This window comes from Kribbella sp. CWNU-51 (assembly GCF_054073265.1).
Genome location: NZ_JBSXMZ010000004.1, coordinates 434,430 through 445,292 on the forward strand (window position 1 = coordinate 434,430; position 10,863 = coordinate 445,292).

General features: G+C 68.3%; 12 protein-coding genes. 8 read left to right on the forward strand and 4 right to left on the reverse strand.

All coding sequences use genetic code 11. The features are described from left to right. Positions 1-2 precede the first annotated feature (2 nt). Positions 3-341 (reverse strand): nuclear transport factor 2 family protein, encoded by a 339-nt coding sequence (locus tag ACXC9Q_RS04060; protein ID WP_457055101.1) that lies wholly within the window; start codon positions 339-341, stop codon positions 3-5. Between the two features lie 79 nt (positions 342-420). Here ACXC9Q_RS04060 and ACXC9Q_RS04065 point away from each other — a divergent pair, with 79 nt between their 5' ends. Continuing rightward, entirely contained in the window at positions 421-1,248 is an 828-nt protein-coding gene (locus ACXC9Q_RS04065) for a MerR family transcriptional regulator (protein ID WP_457055102.1), read from the forward strand. A 40-nt stretch (positions 1,249-1,288) separates the two neighbouring features. Further along, the gene (locus ACXC9Q_RS04070) at positions 1,289-1,981 is read left to right on the forward strand and encodes a VOC family protein (RefSeq protein WP_457055103.1); all 693 of its coding nucleotides are present in this window, start codon (positions 1,289-1,291) and stop codon (positions 1,979-1,981) included. 48 nt (positions 1,982-2,029) lie between these two features. Here ACXC9Q_RS04070 and ACXC9Q_RS04075 read toward each other — a convergent pair whose 3' ends face one another. The 3 genes from ACXC9Q_RS04075 to ACXC9Q_RS04085 are packed head-to-tail and all read right to left on the reverse strand — an operon-like array spanning position 2,030 to position 4,188. Beyond that, the gene (locus tag ACXC9Q_RS04075) at positions 2,030-2,824 is read right to left on the reverse strand and encodes an alpha/beta fold hydrolase (protein ID WP_457055104.1); all 795 of its coding nucleotides are present in this window, start codon (positions 2,822-2,824) and stop codon (positions 2,030-2,032) included. Continuing rightward, positions 2,821-3,240, reverse strand: a complete 420-nt coding sequence (locus ACXC9Q_RS04080) for a VOC family protein (RefSeq protein ID WP_405066701.1) — start codon at positions 3,238-3,240, stop codon at positions 2,821-2,823. Before ACXC9Q_RS04080 ends, ACXC9Q_RS04075 begins: the two co-directional genes overlap by 4 nt. Before the next feature lie 9 nt (positions 3,241-3,249). After that, a complete protein-coding gene (locus tag ACXC9Q_RS04085; RefSeq protein ID WP_457055105.1) occupies positions 3,250-4,188 on the reverse strand; it encodes a helix-turn-helix domain-containing protein in 939 nt (312 codons plus the stop codon). Positions 4,189-4,289: 101 nt separating this feature from the next. On the opposite strand from ACXC9Q_RS04085, the gene ACXC9Q_RS04090 reads away from it, so the two are divergent. The 6 genes from ACXC9Q_RS04090 (at position 4,290) to ACXC9Q_RS04115 (ending at position 10,587) form a co-directional block, all read left to right on the forward strand. Continuing rightward, the gene (locus ACXC9Q_RS04090; protein ID WP_457055106.1) at positions 4,290-5,285 is read left to right on the forward strand and encodes a saccharopine dehydrogenase family protein; all 996 of its coding nucleotides are present in this window, start codon (positions 4,290-4,292) and stop codon (positions 5,283-5,285) included. Positions 5,286-5,542: 257 nt separating this feature from the next. Further along, positions 5,543-6,460, forward strand: coding sequence for an endonuclease/exonuclease/phosphatase family protein (locus tag ACXC9Q_RS04095; RefSeq protein ID WP_457055107.1), 918 nt, complete (start codon positions 5,543-5,545; stop codon positions 6,458-6,460). After that, entirely contained in the window at positions 6,457-6,906 is a 450-nt protein-coding gene (locus tag ACXC9Q_RS04100; RefSeq protein WP_457055108.1) for a DinB family protein, read from the forward strand. Before ACXC9Q_RS04095 ends, ACXC9Q_RS04100 begins: the two co-directional genes overlap by 4 nt. Before the next feature lie 340 nt (positions 6,907-7,246). Further along, positions 7,247-7,690, forward strand: a complete 444-nt coding sequence (locus tag ACXC9Q_RS04105; RefSeq protein WP_328520806.1) for a helix-turn-helix transcriptional regulator — start codon at positions 7,247-7,249, stop codon at positions 7,688-7,690. Between the two features lie 10 nt (positions 7,691-7,700). Continuing rightward, the gene (locus ACXC9Q_RS04110) at positions 7,701-8,111 is read left to right on the forward strand and encodes a VOC family protein (protein ID WP_405066695.1); all 411 of its coding nucleotides are present in this window, start codon (positions 7,701-7,703) and stop codon (positions 8,109-8,111) included. Between the two features lie 97 nt (positions 8,112-8,208). Continuing rightward, positions 8,209-10,587: an ATP-binding cassette domain-containing protein gene (locus ACXC9Q_RS04115; protein ID WP_457055109.1), complete on the forward strand. Its 2,379-nt coding sequence runs from the start codon at positions 8,209-8,211 to the stop codon at positions 10,585-10,587. The last annotated feature ends 276 nt before the right edge of the window (positions 10,588-10,863 follow it).

Sequence of the window (10,863 nt, forward strand, 5' to 3'; positions counted from 1 at the left end):
GTTCAGGCTATGACGAGCCTGGTGATCACGTTGTCTTCGAGGGTGAACGTGAAGTCGAGGTCGACGGTTCCGCCGGGGAAGTTGCCCTCGAGGTGATGGGTGGCGACGTACGTGTGGTCGTCGACCTGGCGTGCGCCGGTCAGTTCGGTGGTGTAGGTGTAATCGGCGGCAGACCGGGCCATCCAGGCGCGGATCTCGTCGCGGCCGTGGTAGGTCTTGCCTTCGTCGGTGACTTCGGCGTCGGCGGCGTACCACTGCATCGCGGCGTCGAGATCGCGGGCTGTGTGGCTGGCCAGGTACGCCGTGATGGTGGTGGGCAGTTGGTCGAGGGAGATGTTCATGCCGGTCAGCCTGATGCCTCTCGGCGGGAGAGGGGCAAGGAATTGACTCTCTCGTAGGGGGAGGGTGCACAGTGGCGGGGTGAGTCGGGGACTGACGATCGGCGAGTTCGCGCAGGCGACGCAGCTGAGTGTGCGGACACTGCGGCGGTATCACGAGAGCGGTCTGCTCGAGCCCGCGTCGATCGATCCGTCCAGCGGGTACCGGTACTACACGACCGGGCAGATCCCCTCCGCGCAAGTGATCCATCGGCTGCGCGAGCTCGACGTACCGCTGGCTGAGGTCGGCAAGATCCTCGCGACCGACGATCCGGAGATCCGCGCCGAGCTGATCGCCACGCACCTCGACCGGCTGCAGGACTCGCTCGATCGGACCCGCGCGGCGGTGACGTCGCTGCAACGCCTGCTCCGGCCTGACCCTGGCGAGCTGGCCGTCGAGCTGCGTTCTGAACCGGCCCGAATGGTTGCCGCGATCACCGATGTGGTCGACCTGGCCGACGTCTTGCCCTGGTACGACGGCGCCATGGCCGAGCTGGACTCCGCCGTACGCAGTCACGAGCGCCTAGGTCCACCGGGCGGCCACTACGACAACGAGCTCTTCACCACCGGCCGCGGCACGGTCGTCGTCTACTACGCGGTCGCCGCCCCACCGTCGTACGGCCGGGTGCGCCCACTCGAACTCCCCGCCGTCGACTTGGCCGCTACCATCCACCACGGCGCCCACGACGACATCGACGTAACCTACGGCCGCCTCGCCACCTGGGCCTACAACCACACCCTGACCGTCACTGGCCCAGTCCAGGAGACCTACACCGTCGGCCCCCGAGACGCCCCGAACCCAACATCGTGGCGCACGGAGATCGCCTGGCCGGTCTTCCGCCTGAGCTCCCAGGGATTGTTTCAGAAGTAGCGGCAGGCGGGGCTGACAGTGGGGCTGCAAGGATGCGGCCATGGAACAGATATTGAGTCGGCAGGAAGCGTCGGAGGCGGTCCAGGACTCTGGGTGGCGCTTCCTGCTGGGCACTTTGCGAACGTCGGTCCCGGTCGGGTCGTTGGCTCGGGCGATCGGCTTGGCAGCGGACGCTGTCGCGGTGTGCGGCGACGACGCCGACCAGCACCTTCGGGTCGATGCCCGCCCCGATCGGGTCGTCTTCACTCTGCAGTCGTTGGAGCGCGCGGCGGTTACCACCCGGGATGTCGAGCTCGCGCTTCGGATCTCTGCCACCGCGGACAGGTCCGGGGTGTTGGCGGAGCCCGAAATCGGAACGGGGGCACGGCGGTCCGTCCAGATACTGGAGATCGCGATTGATGCTTTGGACATTGCCGGGATTCGGGCGTTCTGGAAGGCGGTGCTGGGCTATACGGATGAGGCGGGTGCCGAGGGGCCGGAGGATCCGCTCGTCGACCCGGTCGGGCAGGGCCCGGCCATCTGGTTCCAGCAGATGGATCGGGCGCGTCCGCAGCGCAATCGCATCCACTTCGACATCTGTGTCCCGCATGACGAGGCACCACGGCGCGTCGAGGCCGCACTGGCGGCTGGGGGCCGACTTGTGTCCGCGACGCGTGCCCCCGCTTTCTGGGTGCTTGCCGACCTGGAGGGGAACGAAGCCTGCGTGACCACATGGCAGGGCCGAGACGGCTGAAACCTTCGTCCAACCTGCTGGTCACAGCCACCCGTTGATGGCCGCTACCTAGTCGGCGTCGAGGAAGGTGGTGACCACGTCGTGGACGAGGTTGGTGCGGGACAGGCCGTTGAAGTGGGTGGTGCCGGGGAAGACGGCTAGTTGGGAGGTGGGGACGCCGGTGAAGTCGCCGTTCACGTCGCCGCCGCGAAGTTGGAGGAAACGGACGGCGTGGTCGAGTTTGACGGCGTCGCAGTCGCCGACGGTGATGAGGGTGGGGGCGGCGATGCCGCGGATGTCGTCGTCGGTCCAGCCGGCGGTGCCGCGGTCGTAGCCGCCGAGCTTGGTGAGCAGGGTCTGCAGGTGCTCGAGGTCGGGATGCGGCGATTTCGCGAGGTATTCCGCTTCCATCGGCGTACCGGCGATCATCTCCACCTTCATTTCACCGACCGCCTCGGCGTTCTCCGCGCGCTCGCCGTCGCGGTCGAACGACACCGAGGAGATGACCGCCTTCCGGACCAGCTCCGGGTGCTTGATCGCCAGGTACAGCGCGACCGCACCGCCCACGCTGAACCCGAACAGGTCCACCTGAGGTACGTCGAGCTCCGTCAACAGCCCGACCACGTCCGACGCCAGGCCGACGGTGCCCAATGGACGGTCGGCGTCATTGGTGTAGCCGTGTCCCTGGAAGTCGGTCGCGATCACCTTTCGCTTCTCGGCCAGTCCAGGCAGCAAAGCACCGAACTGCAGGTCGATGTTGAACAGCCCGCCGTGCAACAGCAGCAACGGGGTCCCGCCCGAGCCGTGGATCTCGTAGTACATCCGCAGCCCGTTGACGTCGGCGTACCCAGTCTGCTTGCTCACAAGACCCCCACGAGGAGACAGAACGGATGCCCGGCCGGGTCGGCCAGGACATAGAGCGGCTCGGAATCCTCGGATGTGCGGTCCAGGAGCAGCCTGGCGCCGAGCTCTTCGGCCCGCTGCCGGTGCCGATGCAACTCTTCGACCGAAGGTACGGCGTAGTCGATGTGGAGCTGCATCGGTACGTCGTGAGACGGCCAGGTGGACGTCGGCAGCACATCCACCCCTTGGATCGCGAGCTGCCGATTCCCGTCGTCGTCGACGAGCACGAGCCAATCGGCGTCATCCGCCGTACCGTCACTCGGCGGCTCGTCGCCCGCCCGGTACCGCAAGCCCAGCAACACGCGATAGAACTCCGCCAGCCCGCGCGGGTCCGTGGCCTCCAACGCCGTGTGCATCCGTCGCGGGTAGGTCGCCATGGTCGCAGCCTACGTGCTGTGGAAGGTGCGTCTGTAGGTGTCGGGCGGTACGCCGACGACACGCTTGAACTGGCGTCGCAGGGTCGTGGCGGTGCCCATTCCGGTCGCGACGGCGACTGTCTCGATGCCGTCGTTGGTTGCCTCTAGCAACTGTTGGGCGCGGCGGACGCGCTGAGTCAGCAGCCATTGGAGTGGTGTCTGGCCGGTCACCGCGCGGAAGGTCCGGCCCAGGTGGCGCGGACTGGTGTTCGCCTGCCGGGCGAGGTCGGTCACGGTCAGCGGCTGGTCGAGTCGCTCCTGGGCCCAGGCCAGGAGGTCCGCGAGCGTGTGGTCGCCGCTGACCTGAACCGGCGTGTCCACGAACTGCGCCTGACCACCGGCCCGATGCGGCTGTACGACGAGGCGCCGCGCGACCGAGTTCGCGATCGTCGCGCCATGGTCGAGGTGGATCAGGTGCAGGCACAGGTCCATGGCAGCCGCCTTGCCCGCAGACGTCAGTACGCTCCCGTTGTCGGTGTAGAGCACGTCCGGATCGATCTCCGCCCGTGGATAACGTGCGCTCAACGCGGCGGCGTGCCCCCAATGGGTGGTCGCCCTCCGACCGTCCAGCAGCCCCGCGGCACCAAGCACGAACGCACCCGTGCACAGCGACGCGATCCGAGCGCCCGCCGCGTGCGCCGCGCGGACTGCCTCGACCAGCTCAGCCGGCGGCGGCTCGTCGACGTCCACACACGCCGGCACGATCACGGTGTCCGCGCGGGCCAGCCGGTCCAGACCGTCATCGGGCTCGACCCGGAAGGGGCCGACCTGCACGGTTCCCGGACCACAGAGGACGACCTCGTACCAGTCGTCGACGTGACCGAGCGGTGGATTGCCGAAGATTTCGTACGCGATCCCGAGCTCGAGGTGCAGCAGATGCCCGGCGGTCGCCAGCGCGACAGTGTGCATGTCCGAAAGTGTACGCATGGTGTCGTTCCGGACTCTCACGGTCGGGTGCGTCATGCGGCGAGACTCGATATGTCGATCGTCGACAATCGGAGGAGAAGACAATGAATGCAGTAGTGGTCTACGGAGCGACCGGGCACACGGGCCGCTTCGTCGTCGAGGAGTTGCTGCGCCGCGGCCTCCCGACCGTCATCGCGGGACGCGACGCGACCACGCTCGAGACGCTGGCGTCGAAGTGGGGCGACGTCGACGTACGCCCGGCAGCGGTCGGCGACCCCCACGCGCTCGACCAGGCGCTCGCCAAGGCCGCGGCCGTGATCAACTGCGCCGGCCCCTTCGCGGCGACCGCCACGCCGGTGATCGAGGCGGCCGGCCGGGCGCGGATCCCGTACGTCGACGTCGCGGCCGAGATCGAGGCGAACTTGTCAACAATCGACAGGCACGCGGACACGCCGGTCGTCCCGGCGATGGCCTTCTACGGCGGCCTCGGCGACCTGCTGACGACCGCCGTGCTGGGGGAGCGGACCACCGCCGACGAGGTGCACGTCGCCTACGGCCTCAGCAGCTGGCACCCCACTCGGGGTACGCGCGCTGCCGGACAGGTCTCGCACGACCTTCGGGCCGGACGCCGGCTGCGCTTCACGGGCGGCGAACTGCAGTACCACGACGACAAGCCGGTCCAGCAGGACTGGATCTTCCCCGAGCCGCTCGGGCTGCGGCGCGTGATCCCCGAGTTCACCATGGCCGACGTCGTCACGGTCCCCAGCCACCTCGCCGTACCCGAGGTGCGCACCTATATGACCGTCGAGGCGGCGGTCGATCTGTTCAACGCCGACACCCCGGCGCCAGTAGCTGTCGACGCGCTCGGGCGCTCCGACCAGTCCTTCGTCGTCGACGTGCTGGTCCGCACCGATGGCGTCGAGCAGCGGGCGACGGCGCGTGGCCAGGACATCTACGCGATCACGGCTCCGCTCGCGGTGGAGGCCGTACGACGGATTCTCGCCGGGGAGACGCGGACGACCGGTGTGGCGACGGCCGGGGCGATGTTCGACGCGACCGACTTCCTGAAGAACCTGCCGCTGGAGGTCGACCTGCCGTAGTAGCGGAAGGATGTGGTCTACCCAGCAACACGTCACCGCCCGATCGATGTCGAGTTCGCCGGCCGTTCCACGCGCGACTCGGGTTCACCAGGCTCGCCGCTGAGCAGATTTGTTCACGTGATGTCGGTACCGGACCGCCGGAAGGGGGCCTAGCCTGGCTGGTGGAGGGGATCCGGGTGGGGGGAGCCGAAGTGCAGGGGGCTGCGGTAGAAGTGCGTGGCGGGCCGACGCGCGTCCGGCGCTACGGTGGGGTTGCGGTGGCCGCCTTGTTGCCTTGGGCATGGTTCTTGCTGCGCGATCGGCTCGGTGTGGTGACCGATGTGCTGGCGATCGGGCTGCCGATGCTGACCTTGGTGACAGCGTTGATCGTGGGGTTGCTGGGTCGGCGGCACAAGGCCGCCATCGTCTTTGCCGTGTCGACGCTGCTGGTCGGGATCGTGGCGACCGTACTGCCGTGGATACCGGGCGGCGCCGGCACCGTCGACCGGACCCGCGCCGTACGGATCGCGGCGGCGAATATCGGCAGCGGCGAGCTCGAGGGCGCCGACAGTCTGCTCGCGCTGCACGCCGACGTGCTCGTCGTCTCCGAGATCGGGTCTCCACTGACCGCTCGGCTGTCCGAGTCGTACCCGGTGCACGTGGCCGACTGGAACGGACCTGCGGTCGGCATCTTCAGCCGGTGGCCGCTGACGGTGGTCGAACGGCCCGGGCCGGACCTGCCCGGCTTCGTGGTCCGGGTCCAGGCGCCATCGGGTGAGTTCGACCTGATCGCCGCGCATGTACCGCGTCCGTGGTGGACGTCGGGCGGAGCGACGTACCAGTCGCCTCCGGACGACGGAGCGTCGTACCAGACCACCGTCGCCGAGCACCACCGGCTGATGGAGCAGATCGCGGCGCGAGCCGAGCGCGACGACCATCCGGTGATGGTCACCGGCGACCTCAACACCACAGACCGCGGCCGGGATTACCGGGTGCTCAGCAAGCACCTCGACGACGCCATGCTGGACACCTGGGGCCGGCCGTCGGAGATCGGCAACTGGACGGCGTTCCTGGTGCGGATCGACCACATGTTCGTGAAGCCGGGCTGGTGCGCCGACGATGCCGGCTGGTACAAAATCCCCGTGTCGGATCACCGCGGCATCATCTCCACGGTCGGCCCCTGCAGCTCGTCGTGACCACCGAACTCGAGCAGTTGCAGGCAGTGCTCGACGGGCTGCGCGCGGGTGTGCTGAAGAAGCTGGCCGGTCTCAGTGAGGCGGACGCGCGCCGCAGCACGGTCGACTCCGGCACCAACGTCGCTGGGCTCGTGCAGCACCTGACCTTCGTCGAGTCCCTCTGGTTCGAGGAGATCGTCGCGGGCGGCAGGGCAACCCGCGGCAAGCGCTCGATGGAGGTCGACCCCGAGATCACCCTGAAGACCCTGCGCTCCGACTACCGCGACGCCTGGGCCGCGTCCGACGCCATCATCGCCGGCATCGGCGACCCCGACGCCCCCGTGACCCGCAACGGCAAGACCCACGACCTGCGCTGGGCGATCCTCGCCGTCATCGGGGAGACCTCCCGCCACGCCGGCCACGCCGACATCATCCGAGAACAACTCGACGGCACCACCGGCCGCTAGTTGCACGCGGTCAGGAGACGGGTAGCAAACGGGCCGCGATGCCTTGAGGTGCCGATCCCCGGGACCCTGGGACACCATCTGGAGTCCTCGGACAGGCTGTGCCGTGTCCGAGGTCCCGAGTACGGGTCCGAGGTCGCGGCGATCAACACCCCGCGACGCAGGCGTCTGGGCGCTGCTGGCCGGATGCCGGGAGGGCCGCGACACGACGCGATAGGCCTTGGTATCAGGTCCGCGGCCACCACGGCTGTCGGGTGCCCGGTTTCCGTTGACGCCCGAACTGCTCGGGGGAGCACCCTAGGTACGTATGACTTCTTCGGTGGGACGTGGCACGATTTCAGGGATGAGCAACAGTCCGGCCGATGCGCAGCGCCTGGGGGACCTCGCGCGGTTGCGGCGTGTCAAGGACCGGATCGATCGGGAGTACGCGCAGCCGCTCGACGTGGAGGCGCTCGCCCGGGGTGCCCACATGTCCTCCGGACACCTCAGCCGTGAGTTCAAGCGTGCCTACGGAGAGTCGCCGTACGGCTATCTGATGACCCGGCGGATCGAGCGCGCGATGATGTTGCTGCGCCGCGGCGACCAGAGCGTGACCGACGTCTGCTTCGCGGTCGGCTGCCAGTCGCTGGGCACGTTCAGCACCCGGTTCACCGAGCTGGTCGGGATGCCGCCGAGCGTCTACCGCGAGCGGGCAGCCGACGCGACCGTGGGCATCCCGTCCTGCGTCGCGAAACAGGTGACCCGGCCGATCAGGAATCGAGAAGCAACACCGGCGAGCGGCACGTAGCGTGACGTCCATGGACATCAAGATTCTGTCGAGTTTCCTCCCGCACACCGATCCCGAGGCGTCGCTGGCGTTCTACCGCGACGTCCTCGGCTTCGAGATCCGCACCGACGTCGGGTACGGCGGCATGCGCTGGATCACCGTCGGCCCGGCCGGCCAGCCCGACACGTCGGTCGTCCTCTACCCGCCGGGCGCCGACCCGGGCGTCACCGAGGACGAGCGCCAGACCATCGCCGAGATGATGGCCAAGGGCACCTACGCCACCCTGGTGCTGGCGACCAAGGATATCGACGGCGTGTTCGAGCGGCTGCAGGCCACCGACGCCGAAGTCATCCAGGAGCCGACCGACCAGCCGTACGGCGTACGCGACTGCGCGTTCCGCGATCCCGCCGGCAACCACATCCGGATCAACCAGGTTTCCTGAGCCGACCCCGACCCCGACCGTGCCGAACGGAGACCGCGCCGCGGCTCCGCCCGACAGCCAGACGCGATGAGCTGTCCTAAATACGATGGAGACACCCATGAGCAAGGCCCCGAGGTCGGCCGGCGAACATGTTGCCGACAGCCACGACCTGATCCGCGTCACCGGAGCGCGGGTGAACAACCTGAAGGACATCAGCGTCGAGATCCCGAAGCGCCGGCTGACGGTCTTCACCGGGGTGTCCGGCTCGGGCAAGAGCTCGCTGGTGTTCGGCACGATCGCGGCCGAGTCACAGCGGCTGATCAACGAGACCTACAGTGCGTTCCTCCAGGGGTTCATGCCGTCGCTGGCCCGCCCGGAGGTCGACGTACTGGACGGCCTGACCACCGCGATCATCGTCGACCAGGAGCGGATGGGCTCGAACCCGCGCTCCACGGTCGGCACCGCCACCGACGCGAACGCGATGCTGCGGATCCTGTTCAGCCGGATCGCGAAGCCGCACGCCGGCCCGCCGACGGCGTACTCGTTCAACGTCCCGAAGCGGACGGCGACCGGGTCGATGGTCGCCGACAAGGGCGCGGGCGAGAAGAAGGTGGTGCGCGAGGCCGTCTACGCCGGCGGCATGTGCGCGCGCTGCGAGGGCATGGGCTCGGTCACCGACTTCGACCTGACCGCGCTGTACGACGACAGCAAGTCGCTGAGCGAGGGCGCCCTGACGATCCCCGGCTACAGCATGGAGGGCTGGTACGGGCGGATCTTCCGCGGCAGCGGTTACTTCAACATGGACAAACCGATCAAGAAGTACACGAAGAAGGAACTGCACGACCTGCTCTACCGGGAGCCGACCAAGATCAAGGTCGAGGGCATCAACCTGACCTACTCCGGGCTGATCCCGTCGATCCACAAGTCTTTCCTGTCCAAGGATGTCGAGGCGATGCAGCCGCACATCCGGGCGTTCGTCGAGCGTGCGATCACGTTCACGACCTGCCCGGACTGCGGCGGGACGCGGCTCAGCCAGGAGGCGCTGGCGTCGAAGATCAAGGGCAAGAACATCGCCGACCTGTGCATGATGCAGATCACCGACCTGGCCGCGTGGGTGCGTGACCTGAAGGAGCCGTCGGTGGCGCCGCTGATCGGGGCGCTGGGGGACGCGCTCGACGCGTTCGTCGAGATCGGGCTGGGCTACCTGTCCCTGGATCGGCCGGCCGGCACGCTGTCCGGCGGTGAGGCGCAGCGCACCAAGATGATCCGTCATCTCGGTTCGTCGCTGACCGACGTGACGTATGTGTTCGACGAGCCGACCATCGGTCTGCACCCGCACGACATCCAGCGGATGAACGAACTGCTGCTGCAGCTGCGCGACAAGGGCAACACCGTGCTCGTCGTGGAACACAAGCCGGAGACCATCGTGATCGGCGACCACGTCGTCGACCTCGGTCCGGGCGCTGGTTCCGGTGGTGGCGAGGTGGTCTTCGAGGGCACGGTCGACAAGCTGCGGACCAGCGGGACGCTGACCGGGCGGCACCTGGACGACCGGGCGACGTTGAAGGAGTCGGTGCGCTCGGCGACAGGTGCGCTCGAGGTCCGGGGCGCCTCGACGAACAACCTCCAGAACGTCGATGTCGACGTACCGCTCGGTGTCCTCGTGGTGGTGACCGGGGTGGCGGGCTCGGGGAAGAGTTCGCTGATCCACGGTTCGATCGCCGACCTCGATGGGGTGGTGGCGATCGATCAGGGGGCGATCCGGGGATCGCGGCGGAGCAACCCGGCGACGTACACCGGACTGCTCGAGCCGATCCGGAAGGCGTTCGCGAAAGAGAACGGCGTGAAGCCGGCCCTGTTCAGCGCGAACTCCGAGGGTGCCTGCCCGGCCTGCAAGGGTGCCGGTGTGATCTACACCGAGCTCGGTGTGATGGCGACCGTCGAGTCGCCGTGTGAGGAGTGCGAGGGCAAGCGATTCCAGGCGGCGGTGCTGGAATACACGTTCGGCGGGAAGAACATCGCCGAAGTGCTCGCGATGCCGGTGGCCGAGGCTCTCGAGTTCTTCGCCGAGGGCGACGCGCGTACGCCGGCCGCACACAAGATCCTCGATCGCCTGGCGGATGTCGGACTCGGCTACGTGAGTCTCGGCCAGCCGCTGACCACGTTGTCCGGGGGAGAGCGGCAGCGGCTCAAGCTGGCGACGCACATGGGGGAGCCGGGCGGGATCCTGGTCCTCGACGAGCCGACCACCGGCCTCCACCTGGCCGACGTGGAGCAACTCCTCGCGCTCCTCGACCGCCTCGTCGACGCTGGGAAGTCGGTCATCGTCATCGAGCACCACCAGGCCGTGATGGCGCACGCCGACTGGCTCATCGACCTCGGTCCGGGCGCCGGTCACGACGGCGGCAAGGTCGTCTTCGAAGGCACTCCGGCCAAGCTGATCGCCAAGCCCACCACGCTCACCGGCAAACACCTCAAGGAATACGTCGCCAAGTAGGACGGGCTTTCCTGTCGTTTCCGTGGGTTGTCGGCCCCGCCTGGCCTTGTGCACCGAGAAAGCACCGCGCCGCCGCTGCGACCCTCGAGTGGTGCACACCCGGGCGGAACAACAACCACCGCCAGCCGGCGGCGGTGGGCGGGGCCGCTCGCCTTCAGGAAGCGCCGGCCCCTCGAGCGGATGCTCAGCACCGCGGTGGGCGGTGGTCGCCATCAGGGATCGGGTCTCGGCAACTGTGGGCGTGGCGGGGATTTCGAGCCCGAGCAGGGACCTCGG

What these genes read in the sequence shown, in the direction of transcription:
- ACXC9Q_RS04060 (WP_457055101.1), bottom strand. Translation starts at nt 341, where the DNA reads ATGAACATCTCCCTCGACCAACTGCCCACCACCATCACGGCGTACCTG.
- ACXC9Q_RS04070 (WP_457055103.1), top strand. Translation starts at nt 1,289, where the DNA reads ATGGAACAGATATTGAGTCGGCAGGAAGCGTCGGAGGCGGTCCAGGAC.
- ACXC9Q_RS04080 (WP_405066701.1), bottom strand. Translation starts at nt 3,240, where the DNA reads ATGGCGACCTACCCGCGACGGATGCACACGGCGTTGGAGGCCACGGAC.
- ACXC9Q_RS04085 (WP_457055105.1), bottom strand. Translation starts at nt 4,188, where the DNA reads ATGCACACTGTCGCGCTGGCGACCGCCGGGCATCTGCTGCACCTCGAG.
- ACXC9Q_RS04090 (WP_457055106.1), top strand. Translation starts at nt 4,290, where the DNA reads ATGAATGCAGTAGTGGTCTACGGAGCGACCGGGCACACGGGCCGCTTC.
- ACXC9Q_RS04105 (WP_328520806.1), top strand. Translation starts at nt 7,247, where the DNA reads ATGAGCAACAGTCCGGCCGATGCGCAGCGCCTGGGGGACCTCGCGCGG.
- ACXC9Q_RS04110 (WP_405066695.1), top strand. Translation starts at nt 7,701, where the DNA reads ATGGACATCAAGATTCTGTCGAGTTTCCTCCCGCACACCGATCCCGAG.
- ACXC9Q_RS04115 (WP_457055109.1), top strand. Translation starts at nt 8,209, where the DNA reads ATGAGCAAGGCCCCGAGGTCGGCCGGCGAACATGTTGCCGACAGCCAC.